This window comes from Vibrio sp. 1180_3 (assembly GCF_029478545.1).
GTDB classification, from domain to species: Bacteria; Pseudomonadota; Gammaproteobacteria; order Enterobacterales; family Vibrionaceae; genus Vibrio; species Vibrio aestuarianus.
In genome coordinates, this window is the sequence record NZ_SJFM01000001.1 from 267,705 (window position 1) to 282,970 (window position 15,266).

A 15,266-nucleotide genomic window follows, 5' to 3' on the forward strand; every position below is an offset into this window, starting at 1 on the left:
TTATTAACGCACTTTAAGTGTCGCTAAACCGACTAAAACCAATACGATAGAGATAATCCAAAAACGCACGATCACTCTAGGTTCTGGCCAACCTTTCAGTTCATAGTGATGGTGGATAGGTGCCATACGGAAAATTCGTTGTCCACGTAATTTGTAAGAACCGACCTGCAAAATCACCGATAATGTTTCCATAACAAAAACACCGCCCATGATCACTAGCACAAATTCTTGACGAACTAATACAGCAATAGTTCCAAGCGCACCGCCTAAAGCGAGTGAACCCACGTCCCCCATAAATACTTGTGCAGGATAAGTGTTAAACCACAGAAAGCCTAAACCTGCGCCGACAATCGCGGTGCAAACCACCACAAGCTCTGACGTGTAAGGGATATAAGGAATATGTAAATAATTGGCAAAGTTAACATTACCTGTTGCCCAAGCGATAACCCCAAAACCTGCTGCTACCAGTACAGTCGGCATAATAGCCAAACCATCTAAGCCATCGGTTAAGTTTACCGCATTACTGGTTCCAACAATCACAAAGTAAGTAAGCACAATGTAGAGCAAACCCAACTGTGGCATTACGTCTTTAAAAAAGGGAACTACCAGTTGAGTTGCTGCCGTATCACTACCATGAGCATACAAGGCAAAAGCAACCACTAAAGCAATCGCTGACTGCCAAAAATACTTCCAACGAGCGATCAAACCATCGGTATTTTTGCGCACTACTTTACGGTAATCATCAACAAAACCAACAGCACCATATCCAAGCAACACCGCCAATACAGCCCAAACATAAGGGTTGGATAGATCAGTCCATAACAGCACGGTAATAACAATGGAGGCGAGGATCATAACACCGCCCATGGTCGGTGTTCCGCGTTTGCTGAAATGGGATTCTGGGCCGTCATTTCGTACGACCTGACCAATTTGCAACAGTTGCAAACGCTTAATTAAGCGAGGTCCCATCCATAACGACAAGCTAAGCGCCGTTAAGATACTGACAATGGCTCGAAATGAGAGATATTCGAACAAACGAAAAAATGAGAAGTATGGCTGGAGCAGGTCCGCAAGCCAAATAATCATGAGTATTTCTCCTTAAGAGCAGCTGCGACTTTCCCCATACCAGCGCTATTTGCGCCTTTTACTAATAAGATATGAGAGTCTTGATCTGATTGTGATAACTGCTGCTCGATATACGCAATCATGTCCGCATGGTTTTCAAAATGTCTACCATGACATACCTCACTGATCGCTTTTGTGTCGTGACCATAAGTAAGGACATTTTCAAACTGGAATGGGGCAGCATGTTCACCGACTTGACGGTGAAGTGCAAGGCTTTCCTCGCCTAACTCCGCCATATTACCTAAAATTAACCAACGCTTTGCAGAAAAACTGCTAAGTAGATCAATAGCGGCTTTCATCGCTGGTACGCTAGCGTTATAGCTATCATCAATCAGTTTTATATTCGGTGTTAACTGCGATACATCCACCCGCCCTTGCACTTTGACTAAATGTGCCAAACCATGCTGTATTTCACTTAACGTTGCCCCTAACTCTAAGGCTAAGGCCGTAGCCGAGAGAGCGTTCGATACATTGTGTTGGCCTACAATCCCCAACTGAATATCAATATTACCAACGGGCGTAACCATCTCGAAGCAAGCTTCACTATTTTCATTCAGTCGAATATCTTTCGCCCAAAAGTCCGCTTGCTGATTAGCAACCGAAAAGGTTTTTACCGTTTTATCTGCCAATACAGAATGCCAAAATTCATTTCCTTGGCTATCCAAATTAACAATGGCTGTCGCCCCCGGAGCAAGACCTTGATAGATTTCGCCTTTTGCCAGTTTAACACCATCAATTGAGCCAAACCCTTCTAAATGGGCAGCGGCTACATTATTCACCACTGCCGCCAACGGCTTAACTAATGAGGTCGTGTAAGCAATCTCGCCAATATGATTAGCGCCTAACTCAACAACGGCATAATCATCGTCTGGAGTTGAACGTAATAACGTTAGTGGTACACCAATATCATTGTTGAAATTACCCGCAGTGAAAAGAACTCGCCCTTTGGCTGACATAATGCTAGCTACCATCTCTTTGACGGTGGTTTTGCCACAACTGCCCGTAATTGCAACTGTCGGCGTTTTACAACTGTCATGCACCCAAGCAGCAAGTTGGCCTAACGCTAATTTAGTGTCGGCAACCAACAATTGAGGAGCAGCTACGTTCAACTCACGCTGCACCAATAAAGCACCAGCACCACCATCAACGGCTTGTGTAGCAAAATCGTGAGCATCAAATTTTTCGCCCACTAAAGCGATAAACAACGCGCCTTGGTCAATTTTTCTTGTATCGGTAGAAATCGATGAAATCAGCTTATTTTCGCCAATAAGCTGAGCATCCAATACTGAAGTTAACTGTTGTAGGGATACTTCGATCATGCGCCTATCTCCAGTAAAGTTTGTGCTGATTCTCGATCTGAATAGTGAATGGTTTCATTGGCCATCACTTGATAATCTTCATGCCCTTTGCCTGCTAACAAAATGATATCCTGCTGATTAGCATTCGTAAGAGCAAACCTAACCGCAGCATAGCGGCTGTGTTCAACGTGCGCGTGTTGTGGATCCTTTAACCCCGTCAGCATGTCTTGCACAATTTGCGCAGGATCTTCGCTACGAGGGTTATCGTCGGTCAAAATAACACGGTCAGCACAACGTTCGGCGATTTCAGCCATCATCGGTCGTTTGCCTTTATCTCTATCACCACCGCAGCCAAAAATGGCCCAAAGTTGGCCTTGGCAATGCACTCGCAATGCACTTAGTGCTTTTTCTAAGGCATCAGGCGTATGAGCGTAATCGACTACTATTTTAGCTTTTTGAGGTGATTGGAATAATTCCATTCGCCCAATAACCGGAGTCAACAAAGGTGCGGTATCTATCAGTGCTTGCTTGTCAAAACCTAAACTGAGCAAGGTTGCAAAAGCTAACAGCACATTACAAGCGTTGAATTCACCAATTAATGGTACTAAGAATTGACCTTGTCCATACACCCCATCAAACGCCAACTCAATACCATTGTCGCTGTAATGAATATGCGTTGCCCATAACGCTTTATCGGCGCAAGGCGCACCATGCAAAGAAACCGCAATCGCGTCGCTAAGTGTTTCAAGCCATTGAGCCCCGACAGGATCATCAGCATTAATAACCGCCAATTGGCATTGATGTTGAGTAAAAAGAGAAAGCTTCGCTTTAGCGTATTCTTCCATCGTGCCATGGTAATCCAAATGATCGCGGCTAAGGTTTGAAAACACGCCGACGGCAAATTTTAGATCTTTTACTCGACCTTGAGCCAAACCATGAGAAGAGACTTCCAACGCGGTGTAATGTGCCCCTTGCTGAGCCAATTGATAAATTTTCGACTGCACTTCAATGGCATTACCCGTGGTATTGGCCGCTGGTTGTAAGTTATCAAGAAAACCATTACCCGTGGTGCCCATTACCGCTGCTTTATTACCGAGCAAATCAATCCACTGCGCGATCAATTGAGTAATGGTGGTTTTTCCATTAGTACCCGTCACACCAATCAAGGTATTGGTTGAATGAGTAAAGAGACGCCCAGCTAATTGCGATAGATGCTGATTTAAATCAGAAAGGTAAAGAACTGGAACGCTATCAACCACCTCGATCGTCGCATGGTGATGTTGCGCGCAGGCTTGTGCCAACACGAGATTTACACCATTGCGGATGGCTTTAGTAATAAACTGACGGCCATCACTAGCGTGGCCAATAATGGCGACAAAAGTATCACCCGAAGCGATTTTGCGACTATCTAGCTCTAAGTGAGTCACCGTCAGCGTTGAAATAGAATGACCATTAAGGTCAATCCAAGGTGAAATGAGATCTTGTAAACACATACTCGGCGTCATTGTGCTTCTCTCTTATTATTTTTGGAATCGGTTTTCATCAGGAGCAACATTGAGAATCTGCAACGCTCCCTTCATTATTTCAGCAAATACAGGGCCAGCGACCGAACCACCGTAATATTGATCACCTTGTGGTTCATTAACCATCACCACTAATGACACCCGTGGGTCACTAACCGGTGCAACACCTGCGGTATAGGCGAAATATTCATCGCCATAGCCACCGGAAATGGCTTTACGAGATGTACCCGTTTTGGCTGCAATCCTGTATCCAGGAACGGCTGCTTGTGTCGCGGTTCCACCGGGTTGAGTCACCATTTCCAGCATCGCTAATACTTTTTTAGCATTGTCGTGCTCAACCACTTGGTGAGATAAATCTTGCTGGTTATTTTCAATAATGTGGATCGGTTGATATTTGCCGTAATTGCCTAACGTGGCGTAAGCATGAGCAAGCTGAATTGGCGTAATGGATAAGCCGTAACCAAACGCTAAGGTCGCAATTTCAAATTTTGACCAACGACGACGGTTCGGAAATATACCTGTCGTTTCACCCACTAAATTCAGGCCAGAGACTTCACCTAACCCGACTGAATTATACATGCCAAGCAGTGCTTCTAACGGCATATCCAAAGCCAGTTTAGTGACACCCACGTTACTCGACTTTTTCAAAATGGTCGCTAAGTTTGCTTTACCCACCTTTGAAGTGTCGCGAACTCGGCTACCACCAATTTGCAAAATACCGTCACCGGTATCGATGATGGTATTTTCATCCGCAGTTCCGTTTTCTAATGCGGCTAATACCACGAACGGTTTGACGGTTGAACCTGGCTCAAAAGCATCGGTAATAACGCGGTTACGCATCTTAAAACTTTGCAAATCAGAACGATTATTCGGGTTGTAAGAAGGCGCATTAACCATCGCCAATACCGCCCCTGTTTTCACATCCAATAGAACCGCAGATGCAGAAGTCGCACGATAATCCGCTACCGCCTGTTTCACTGCGCGAAAAGCAATCGCTTGTAAACGTTGATCGATTGTCAATTCAAGTGGTTTACCTTCTTCACGCTCTTCAAGCGAAATATTTTCTACCACGCGACCATAACGGTCTTTACGAATAACTTGCTTGCCCGCTTCACCGGTTAACCATTTGTCATAACTGCGCTCAACGCCTTCTAAACCATGCCCGTCAATACCGGTTACACCAATTAAATGCGCACTAACTTCACCTGCGGGATAGTAACGACGTGATTCAGCCTTTAAGCCCACTCCTACCAGCTTTAATTCTCGAATGTATTTCGCCATTGCCGGACTAACTTGACGCTGTAAATAGATAAAACGACGCGACTGATTACTTTCAATTTTTTCCAGTAATTCATCACGCTTAATACCCAACACATCCGCTAGCGCATACCAACGATCACGCTCAACAAGCCCACCAGCTTTAAAAATAGCAACAGGATCTGCCCATACCGCTTCAACTGGTACGCTGACAGCCAATGGCTCACCATTACGATCAGAAATAATGCCACGCGCTGATTGTAACGTTTTAGCACGCACCGAACGCATATCCCCTTCGCGGATCAAATTATCAGGTTCAATCACTTGAATGAATGCCACTCGGCCAACAAGCAAAGCAAACGCGCAGAAAACAAAAAATAAAATCAGGTAAAATCGCCATTGGATTAAAATGGGAGAGGCTTGTTTTTCTTGACGTGGTGCAGGTTGAGCCTTGGTTTTACTTTTCTTCATTTGAGCGTAATCACCACTTCTTTATCCGAGTCAGGGCGCTTCATCTCTAGATCTTGTTTAGCTAGGCTTTGTACTCGACTATGCTCAGCCAAGGCCGTTTCCTCAATGATCAAATTACGCCACTCGCTATCAAGTCGCTCCCTTTCGACCAGAGCCTGATCTTTTTCTGAAATCGCTTGTCTCGAATGATGAGTGATAAAAACCACTCCCATCGCACTGCTAAAAATCAGAGCAAGCAAAATAAGCGGCACTCGACCAACCGTTAATAGGTCAAGTGCAATCAATTTTGCTAGGTTGGGATTCGACTTAGGCATGAATTACAATTTTTCTGCGACTCGAAGTACAGAACTACGTGAGCGTGGGTTGAGTTCGACTTCTTCTTTTGTCGGCATGATGGCTTTACCCACATTTTTCAAGTTTGCAGAACCCAATGCCTGAATTTGCACCTCAGTCAATGGAAGCCCATGCGGTACTTCTGGGCCTTTGCTCTCTTTACGAATAAAACGCTTCACCATGCGATCTTCTAATGAATGGAAACTGATCACCGATAAACGACCTTGAGGAGCTAAAATTTTGGCCGCGCCTTTTAATGCCGTATCGATTTCTTCCAATTCACTATTGATATAGATACGAAAAGCTTGGAATGAACGAGTCGCAGGGTGTTTTTTCTCTTTAAAGCTTTTTGGTGCGGCATCAGAAATTAACTTAGCCAATTGACCAGTTCGTGTCAGCGGCTCTTTTTCTTCATCTTCACGGTGCGCAACAATTGCTTTCGCAATACGACGAGCATGTTTATCTTCACCAAACTCACGAATAACCCACGTAATGTCGTCCAAATCAGCTTGTGCAAGCCATTGAGAGACAGGAATACCTGATGTCGGGTCCATACGCATATCTAATGGGCCATCTTTCATGAAGCTAAAACCACGTTCAGCATCATCAAGTTGTGGTGAGGAAACGCCTAAATCAAGCAATACTCCATCAACTTTACCCACTAAATCATAGCGCTCCGCGTACTCTGCGATACCAGAAAATGGCCCGTGAATAATGGTAAAGCGCGGATCATTAATTTTACCAGCTTCAGCAATGGCTTGTGGATCACGGTCAATACTGTATAGACGACCGTTTTCACCCAATTTAGACAGAATGGTGCGACTGTGACCACCGCGTCCAAAAGTACCATCAATGTATATGCCATCAGGTTTAATGGCGAGGCCATCAATGGATTCGTTAAGTAGTACAGAAATATGTTGGAAAGGTTCAGTCATCGTTGTCTCATCAAGCTAAAGCTGGAATATAGCAATCTACTAACAGGTAAATTCTGCTAACGCGTAATTTTACTCACCGTAAGTTATTTACGAAAACGCATGATATCAGTGTACTGATTTCACGCGCTATCGCTACCACTTGCGCTAGGAATCACGTGATATTGCGCTAAGTTTATTGCTTACGAAATAATTTTCGTCAATAAAAAGCAAAAAACCCATCATAACCACAAGTGTTATGATGGGTCTCGAATAGGTGGAGTTGACGTATAAGCCGGGTTCTGTTCCGCTTGCGCGGCAGTAGCCATTCGTCTAGGCCAGCAATCGCTCACTGGCTCAAGCAACCTACCCGCTTCCTTACGCGAGCAACGCAACGTGGAAGCCTATTTGGTCTTGCTCCGGGTGGAGTTTACCTTGCTACGAACTGTTGCCAGACGCACGGTGCGCTCTTACCGCACCCTTTCACCCTTACCTGTTCCCATTCCGAAGAAATTGGGCCATCGGCGGTCTTCTCTCTGCTGCACTTGTCGTAGGCTTGCGCCCCCCAGGCGTTACCTGGCACCCTGCTCTATGGAGCCCGGACTTTCCTCCCCTCCATCAGTCTCCCCAGCACAAGGCTAAGGGACATCAATGAAGCAGCGACTACCCAGTCAACTCCGAGGGCGGATTGTATAGAGAAAGGTATGCAGTGTCTAGGCTGAAACGATTTAAGCCATTAATTTGAGTTTAAATGTTCAAATATTCATCATCGACTGTAATAAACGTTATGACTGAAAATTCTCAAGCCCCCATTTATACAGAGCGTTCTTTTTCAAGTTATAAATTTCAGCCGTCAAAGCTGCTGCTTTCTTTAAAGGCAACTCTTTGCTCAAAATGGTTAGCGTTCTTAGTGCCTCATCGGGCAATTCGTCGTTCGCATTTTCTCGGTGACCATGGATAAGCAGCACCATTTCACCACGTTTACGGTTTTCATCTTCGTTGATCCACGGGATCAATTCCCCTAACGGTAACCCTTGGATCGTTTCAAATGTTTTGGTTAGCTCTCGCGCTATCACCACTTCACGCTCTGGGCCTAAAATATCCAACATATCTTGTAAAGATTCAGTGATTCGATGCGGTGATTCATAGAAAATACAAGTGCGCTCTGCTTTCGCTATCTCTAAAAACTTGTCTTTACGGCCTTTACTTTTCGGTGGTAAGAAACCTTCAAAACTAAAGCGGTCAGAAGGCAAACCAGAAGCGCTCAATGCTGTTATTACCGCACATGCACCGGGCAATGGCACAACTCTAACACCTGCTTGACGACATTGATTGACAAGATGGTATCCTGGGTCACTGATAAGTGGCGTTCCCGCATCCGAAACCAATGCGATGGATTGCCCCGATAATAATTTATCGACTAACACTTGTGCTTTTTGTTGTTCGTTGTGATCATGCAGGGCAAAGGTTTTAGTTGGGATATTGAAGTGAGCGAGAAGTCTGCCTGTATGGCGTGTGTCTTCCGCAGCGATAACATCAACACTTGAAAGTACCTCGATGGCACGCTGGGTAATATCGCCCAAATTGCCAATTGGCGTAGGAACAATGTAGAGAGTTGGGATCTCTGCTGGCAAGGTTTTGCTATCTGTCATTTGTTTACCATCACTTCAACGATTAATATAGAGACAATTTTACACGGAATAACGAAAGAACTCATGGCTATGAAGAACCATCCGAGACTCAGTGTACCACGCTTACTCACTCCCGTTGCATTAGCAATGGCTTTGGCGGCTTGTTCGTCTAATCCTTCAGCACCGACTTCTGTGGATATCACTCAAGATCCAATGCAGTCAGCGCAAAGCTACTTGATGCAAGCTGATAGCAGCCAAGGTTCACTGCAAAATGATTTGTTGATCATGGCACTTAAAGCCACCATCAACGAAAATAATAATGAGCAGGCTCAACTTTTAATCAAGCGTATATCAAAGCAGTCGTTGTCCGAAGCGCAGCAAGCAGAATGGCAATTAGCACGAGCACAACTATTCATTAATGATGAACAATTAGAGCAAGCTCTGTCGCAACTTAATTTCCAAGCATGGTGGAAACTAACACCAGAGACCTGGGCACAATATCACCAAACACGTGCCGATATTTTTACCGCCCTTGGGCGTCCTTTTGATTCCAGCCGCGAACTGGTCGCTCTCGCAGACTATGTTGATAATGCTCAGCAAGAAGCGATAGCCGATCAGATCTGGCTTAATCTCAATCATTACAACACCCATACCATCACAACACTCACTACCGATGTGAGTGAAAATATCCTAGATGGTTGGTTGCAACTTGCTGTGTATATGAAAACATTGAACGGCAATATTCCTCAATTAAAGAATACGTTAGAACAATGGTTGGCAGAAAATAGTGCGCATCCAGCAGCAATTTACACTCCTAAGGCCATTCAAGATATTTTGTCTTTAGAGATCATAAAACCAACCAACACCGCATTATTACTGCCGCTATCGGGTAAGTTTGCTAAGCAAGCGCAACTGATCCGCGATGGCTTTATTATGGCGATGATGAATGACAAAGATCGTGATACCAACGCCACGTTAACTGTGATTGATACCCATGCTGAAGATGCGGCAGATATTGATGCTCAACTGATTGAAAAGAATATCGACTTTGTCGTAGGGCCATTGATCAAAGCCAATATTGAAAATCTGCATAAGTTGCAGCAAGCACGTTTAGCATCCATTCCAACACTTGCATTGAATATACCGGATCAAGTGGAAGAAGGCGTAAATACATGCTATCTAGCTCTATCACCTGAACAAGAAGTGGAACAAGCCGCTAAATACCTCTTTAGCCAAGGCTATCAATACCCACTTATTCTGGCGCCTCAAGGTAATTATGGGCAACGCGTAGTCGAGGCATTCAATAGCGAGTGGCGCAAATACAGTAAAAACAAAGTAGCGGTCAATCTATTTGGTGATAAGCGACAACTGCAACGTAATATCAATACTGTTTTTGGGTTGCAAGATAGCCAACAAAACATTGCACAAATGGATGCTCTGATGGGGATCGACCTAGAAAGTCAACCTCGTAGCCGTCGTGACATTGATTCTGTTTATATCGTTGCTAACAGTGCTGAACTTACTTTAATCAAGCCGTTTATCGAAGTGGCAATTAACCCAGATGCAACGCCACCGAAGTTATTTTCTAATTCCCGTAGTAACAGTGGCAACAAACAATATGAAGATCTAAGTGGTGTCACTTACAGTGACATTCCATTACTGATCCATCCAAATCCTCAGCTAGATAGCCAAATGAATCAATTGTGGCCAAAAAATTCTAACACTGAGCGACGCCTACAGGCGCTAGGAATGGACGCTTATCAATTAATGGTAGAATTACCGCAAATGAAAGTGGTCGAAGGATATAGCATTCAAGGAAAGACCGGCACACTGAGCATCAATGACCAATGCATTGTGCAAAGAGAAATCAGTTGGGCTGAGCGTAGTGCTCTTTAGCCGTCGAGCATTAGGCCAACACTATGAAACCACAGCAAAGCAATATTTGCAGCGCTGTGGTTTGAGTTTTATAGAACAAAACTTCACGACCAAAACGGGGGAAATTGACCTTATTATGCGCGAAAAAGAGACGCTCATATTCGTCGAAGTGAAGTATCGAAAGAACCAGAACCACGGACATGCCGCTGAAATGGTGACTGCAGCAAAAATGACCAAGTTAGTAAAAACAGCAAACTTATGGTTGCTCAAACATGGGCTCTCGCCTTATGACACAGATTTTCGGTTCGATGTGATAGCGATTCATCATAATGATCAGCATATCGAGTGGATTAAAAACGCAATTACTCAAGGATAATCGATGCTAGACAGCATTAAAGATAGTTTTACAGAAAGCATTCAAATTCAAATTGCGGCAGCGGAAGCACTACCGGATGCCATTACCCATGCAGCGCAAGCAATGGTGGCGACACTGCTCAATGGTCATAAAATTTTATGCTGTGGTAACGGAGGCTCTTCTGCAAACGCGCAACTTTTTGCTTCGTGTTTACTCAACCGTTTTGAAACCGAACGTCCAAGTTTACCCGCTATCGCTTTAACGGCTGACAATACCACGCTGACCGCTGTCGCTAATGACTACCATTACCAAGAAATATTTTCTAAACAGGTTCGCGCATTTGGACAACCTGGTGATATTTTGTTGGCAATATCCACCAGCGGTAACAGCAAAAACATCATCAAGGCGATGGAAGCCGCCGTTACACGAGACATGACTATCATTGCACTAACTGGTAAGGATGGTGGTGAAATGGCAGGACTATTAGGCGAAAATGATGTCGAAATTCGTATTCCATCGCAACGTACAGCTCGCATTCACGAAGTTCATATGGTCACTCTACACTGTTTGTGTGATTTAATTGATCAAGTGCTCTTCCCTGCTCACGAGGAATAGACAATGAAAACATTAAAATTTTCACTCATGCTACTACTGAGCTTTGCTGTATCTGGTTGTGCTGGCGTTATTATTGCAGGCGCAGCAACAACAGCAAATATAGTAACCGACCCACGTACCACTCAAGAAATTTGGAATGATAACAATATCGAATTTGAAGTCGCAGGCATTGCCAATAAAGCGCCATTCAAGGGAAAAACTCGCATCACTGCAAGCTCGTATCAAGGCACAGTGGTATTGATGGGGCAATCAGAAACGTCTGAATTATTGAGTGATTTTGAAAAGAAAGCGCGTGAAACAAAAGGCGTTAAAGTCATTCACAACCAAGTTCGGATAAAAGCGCCTTTGTCGCTTGGGGAAATCAGTAACGATAGTTGGATCACCACCAAAGTAAAATCTTCCTTATTGGCAAATTCTGAACTGAACACCATTAAAATAAAAGTAATCACAGAAAACAGAGAAGTATTTTTGCTCGGTTACGTATCGGCAGAACACGCTGAGCTTGCCACAGACATTGCCCGAAATATCTCTGGGGTAAAACAAGTAATAAAGGCTTTTCAATACAGTGAATAACCCGCATTTAAAGCAAATATTAGGATGAAAAAAAGCAGCGAAAATCGCTGCTTTTTTGTATTGATAACCTAGAAATTAGCTTACTTAATAACACGAAGACTAGGCTTGCCTCTTGGACGAGAAGCTTCTTCGGTTGTCATTGATTCACCTGAATCAGAAATAACGTCAAACGTTAATTCTTCATCTTCAGAAACCTCTGACATACCAGACTCAATAGCATTTATGTACGCATCTTCTGGTTCAAACATGGTCCCTGCACCGTTTTCACGAGCATAAATTGCTTGTACCGCATACAAAGGAACAATTACCGAATGTGGTCGTCCACCGAAGCGAGCATTAAAGGTAATCGCATCATTACCCAGCTCAAGGTTACCAATCGCTCTTGGTGCTAGATTTAGGATGATTTGTCCATCTTGTACAAATTCCATAGGAACACGTACACCATCAAGGGTTGCATCAACAACCACATGAGGAGTCAGCTCATTTTCTAGCAACCAATCATAGAATGCGCGCAGCATGTATGGTCGGCGAGGGGTCATTTGGGCGATATCCATCAAACTACCTTAACGAACCAAACGCATCTCACGTTCAGCTTCCGTCAAAGAAGCCAAGAATGAATCACGTTCAAATACACGATTCATGTAGATTTTCAGCTCTTTAGAACCAGGACCGATCAACTCAATACCTAATTCAGGTAAACGCCACAATAAAGGTGCGAGATAACAGTCAATTAAGCTGAACTCTTCGCTCATGAAGTATTCATATTCAGCAAATACAGGACCAAGAGTTAGTAGATCATTGCGCAACTTATTACGTGCAGCTTCTGACTCTTCAGCATTGCCTTTAACTACTTTCTCAGCAAGTGAGTACCAGTTTCTCTCGATACGGTAGATCATCAAACGGCTATTACCACGAGCAACCGGGTAAACAGGCATCAATGGTGGATGAGGAAAACGCTCATCTAAATATTCCATGATGATCTTTGAGTCATAAAGCGCGAGCTCACGATCAACAAGAGTTGGTACTGTCTTATATGGGTTTAGCTCGATAAGCTCAGCAGGTAAATTAGCTTCATCCACTAATTCAACCTCAACACTGACACCTTTTTCCGCTAGAACAATACGAACCTGATGACTATACATATCAGATGCACTCGAAAATAGCGTCATCACAGAACGTTTATTGGCAGCTACAGCCATGGAGCCCTCCAGCACACTTACAGAAATAAAAACAATGGAGGCTAAGCCTCCATTGATGATTCAATAAAAATCAGAAATTAGCGCCGCATAATAGCACAATTAGTGCACATCGCGCCAATATTCTTTCTTAAGCATTACAACGACAATGGTAAATAGCACTAAGAATGCCATTACCCACCAACCAAGTGATTGACGCTCTAACTTAACGGGCTCCGCTGAATAGTCCAAGAAATTAACCAGATCACGAACCGCCTGATCATACTCGCTTTGGCTCAGTTCACCTGTACCATCAGACTGAGTCCCGACAACCACTTCAACTTCTTCACCATCAACTTGGTGCGTCCCGTAGACTGGCTGAGGTATGCCTTGCAGTTCTTCAAGCACATGTGGCATACCCACGCTTGGGAACACAATATTGTTCACACCAAATGGACGGCTAGGATCAGCATAGAAAGAACGAAGATAAGTGTATAACCAATCTGTTCCACGAACTCGAGCAACCAAGGTCAAATCAGGTGGTGCAGCACCAAACCATTTTGCCGCAGATTTGTCAGGTATCGCATTCTCCATCAGTTGGCCAATTTTCGCATTCGGATCAAAGATTAAACTTTCTTTCATCAGATCCGCTGGAATACCCAAATCTGTTGCCACTCGCTCATAACGCTGGTATTGCGTCGAGTGACAACCAAAGCAGTAATTCATAAACAGCTTGGCACCATTTTGCAGCGATGCTTGGTCGGTTAAGTCATTATTTGCTTTATCAAGATGTACGTTAGCTCCTGCAGCCAAAGCTAGAGATGGCAGCATTGCAAACAAAATTACAATCCACTTTTTCATTTAAATGTCACCCTCTCTGGTAATGGTTTCGTTGCTTCATTTTTACTGTAGAAGAACAACAGAACGAAGAACATGAAGTAACCAACGCTGAATATACGTGCAAGCAATGTATAAGTTGCTGTCGCAGGCAACGCACCTAAAACACCTAACGCAATAAAGCAGATAGTGAACTGAATAATATTGATTAAGTGGATCTTACTACGGTAGCGGTAAGAGCGAACTTTACAACGGTCAAGCCAAGGCAATAGGAAAAGCACAACAATAGAAGCGCCCATGGCAACCACACCAATTAGCTTATCTGGTACTGCACGCAAAATGGCATAGAACGGGGTGAAATACCATACAGGGGCAATATGTGCCGGTGTTTTTAGCGGGTTAGCAGCCTCAAAGTTTGGCGGCTCAAGGAAATAACCACCCATTTCTGGGTTAAAGAACAGTACATAGCAGAAAAGGAATAAGAAGCCTGCGACACCAATAAGATCTTTCACCGTGCCGTAAGGATGGAAAGGCACTGAGTCAATGATGTCGTATTTCTTCGTATAGTATTCATGGAATTTAAATTGTGTTTGGTAACCATCGCCCATTTTGCCTTTTGGCAACTTGGTTTCAATACCATCAGGGTTATTTGACCCCACCTCATGAAGAGCAAGAATATGCAAGACAATCAATAGTAGTAGCACGATAGGCAACGCAATAACGTGTAATGCGAAGAAACGGTTCAGCGTTGCACCAGAGATAACATAGTCACCACGGATCCACAATGTTAGGTCATCACCAATAACAGGGATGGCACCAAACAAAGAAATGATAACCTGAGCCCCCCAATACGACATTTGACCCCATGGCAGTAGATACCCCATGAAAGCTTCAGCCATCAGTACAAGGAAAATCAGCATGCCAAAGATCCACAATAATTCACGAGGCTTTTGGTAAGAACCATAAATTAAGCCACGGAACATGTGCAGATAAACCACCACGAAGAATGCAGAAGCACCAGTAGAGTGCATATAACGCAGTAACCAACCGTATTCGACATCACGCATGATGTATTCAACAGAAGCAAAAGCACCTTCACCCGATGGCACATAGTTCATGGTCAACCAAACACCAGTAACCAACTGGTTAACCAGCACCAACATAGCTAATGAACCAAACAAATACCAAAAATTGAAGTTTTTCGGCATTGGGTATTCAGAAAGGTGTTTTTTATACGCGTTCATTGCAGGTAAACGCTTTTCTACCCAATCAAGTAAGACTTGCATT

The 15,266-nt window shown here is 43.9% G+C and carries 15 protein-coding genes and 1 other RNA gene; 4 read left to right on the plus strand and 12 right to left on the minus strand.

What is annotated here, in order from left to right; translation table 11 throughout:
- Positions 1 to 3 precede the first annotated feature (3 nt).
- The 8 genes from mraY to rsmI form a co-directional block, all read right to left on the minus strand.
- Positions 4 to 1,086, minus strand: a complete 1,083-nt coding sequence (gene mraY / locus EYW48_RS01180; RefSeq protein ID WP_053310779.1) for a phospho-N-acetylmuramoyl-pentapeptide-transferase — start codon at positions 1,084 to 1,086, stop codon at positions 4 to 6.
- A complete protein-coding gene (gene murF, locus EYW48_RS01185; protein WP_171979723.1) occupies positions 1,083 to 2,444 on the minus strand; it encodes a UDP-N-acetylmuramoyl-tripeptide--D-alanyl-D-alanine ligase in 1,362 nt (453 codons plus the stop codon). Before murF ends, mraY begins: the two co-directional genes overlap by 4 nt.
- The gene (gene murE, locus EYW48_RS01190) at positions 2,441 to 3,928 is read right to left on the minus strand and encodes a UDP-N-acetylmuramoyl-L-alanyl-D-glutamate--2,6-diaminopimelate ligase (RefSeq protein WP_277431775.1); all 1,488 of its coding nucleotides are present in this window, start codon (positions 3,926 to 3,928) and stop codon (positions 2,441 to 2,443) included. Before murE ends, murF begins: the two co-directional genes overlap by 4 nt.
- Before the next feature lie 15 nt (positions 3,929 to 3,943).
- On the minus strand, positions 3,944 to 5,674 hold the full coding sequence (locus EYW48_RS01195; RefSeq protein WP_168521084.1) for a penicillin-binding transpeptidase domain-containing protein: 1,731 nt from the start codon (positions 5,672 to 5,674) through the stop codon (positions 3,944 to 3,946).
- Positions 5,671 to 5,988, minus strand: coding sequence for a cell division protein FtsL (gene ftsL, locus EYW48_RS01200; RefSeq protein WP_053310775.1), 318 nt, complete (start codon positions 5,986 to 5,988; stop codon positions 5,671 to 5,673). The genes EYW48_RS01195 and ftsL overlap by 4 nt, the downstream gene beginning before the upstream one ends.
- A 3-nt stretch (positions 5,989 to 5,991) precedes the next feature.
- On the minus strand, positions 5,992 to 6,942 hold the full coding sequence (gene rsmH / locus EYW48_RS01205; protein WP_053310774.1) for a 16S rRNA (cytosine(1402)-N(4))-methyltransferase RsmH: 951 nt from the start codon (positions 6,940 to 6,942) through the stop codon (positions 5,992 to 5,994).
- A 251-nt stretch (positions 6,943 to 7,193) separates the two neighbouring features.
- Positions 7,194 to 7,597: RNase P RNA component class A (rnpB, locus tag EYW48_RS01210), an RNA gene on the minus strand.
- Between the two features lie 106 nt (positions 7,598 to 7,703).
- A complete protein-coding gene (gene rsmI / locus EYW48_RS01215; protein WP_053310773.1) occupies positions 7,704 to 8,570 on the minus strand; it encodes a 16S rRNA (cytidine(1402)-2'-O)-methyltransferase in 867 nt (288 codons plus the stop codon).
- Positions 8,571 to 8,639: 69 nt separating this feature from the next.
- On the opposite strand from rsmI, the gene EYW48_RS01220 reads away from it, so the two are divergent.
- From EYW48_RS01220 to EYW48_RS01235, 4 genes are read left to right on the plus strand one after another with little or no spacing between them, the layout of a single operon-like run.
- The gene (locus EYW48_RS01220; protein ID WP_277431795.1) at positions 8,640 to 10,445 is read left to right on the plus strand and encodes a penicillin-binding protein activator; all 1,806 of its coding nucleotides are present in this window, start codon (positions 8,640 to 8,642) and stop codon (positions 10,443 to 10,445) included.
- Positions 10,390 to 10,800, plus strand: coding sequence for a YraN family protein (locus EYW48_RS01225; protein ID WP_053310772.1), 411 nt, complete (start codon positions 10,390 to 10,392; stop codon positions 10,798 to 10,800). Before EYW48_RS01220 ends, EYW48_RS01225 begins: the two co-directional genes overlap by 56 nt.
- Positions 10,801 to 10,803: 3 nt before the next feature.
- Complete coding sequence (locus EYW48_RS01230) at positions 10,804 to 11,394, plus strand: phosphoheptose isomerase (protein WP_053310771.1); 591 nt, start codon at positions 10,804 to 10,806, stop codon at positions 11,392 to 11,394.
- A 3-nt stretch (positions 11,395 to 11,397) separates the two neighbouring features.
- A complete protein-coding gene (locus EYW48_RS01235) occupies positions 11,398 to 11,967 on the plus strand; it encodes a BON domain-containing protein (RefSeq protein WP_168521080.1) in 570 nt (189 codons plus the stop codon).
- A gap of 80 nt (positions 11,968 to 12,047) precedes the next feature.
- Here EYW48_RS01235 and sspB read toward each other — a convergent pair whose 3' ends face one another.
- The 4 genes from sspB to EYW48_RS01255 form a co-directional block, all read right to left on the minus strand.
- Positions 12,048 to 12,521 carry a ClpXP protease specificity-enhancing factor gene (sspB, locus tag EYW48_RS01240; protein ID WP_053310769.1) on the minus strand — a complete coding sequence of 158 codons (474 nt, stop codon included), beginning with the start codon at positions 12,519 to 12,521 and terminating at the stop codon, positions 12,048 to 12,050.
- Between the two features lie 9 nt (positions 12,522 to 12,530).
- Positions 12,531 to 13,166 (minus strand): stringent starvation protein SspA, encoded by a 636-nt coding sequence (sspA, locus tag EYW48_RS01245; protein ID WP_053310768.1) that lies wholly within the window; start codon positions 13,164 to 13,166, stop codon positions 12,531 to 12,533.
- Between the two features lie 99 nt (positions 13,167 to 13,265).
- Positions 13,266 to 14,003, minus strand: coding sequence for a cytochrome c1 (locus EYW48_RS01250; RefSeq protein WP_053310767.1), 738 nt, complete (start codon positions 14,001 to 14,003; stop codon positions 13,266 to 13,268).
- Positions 14,000 to 15,265, minus strand: coding sequence for a cytochrome bc complex cytochrome b subunit (locus EYW48_RS01255; protein WP_053310766.1), 1,266 nt, complete (start codon positions 15,263 to 15,265; stop codon positions 14,000 to 14,002). The genes EYW48_RS01250 and EYW48_RS01255 overlap by 4 nt, the downstream gene beginning before the upstream one ends.
- Position 15,266 lies beyond the last annotated feature (1 nt).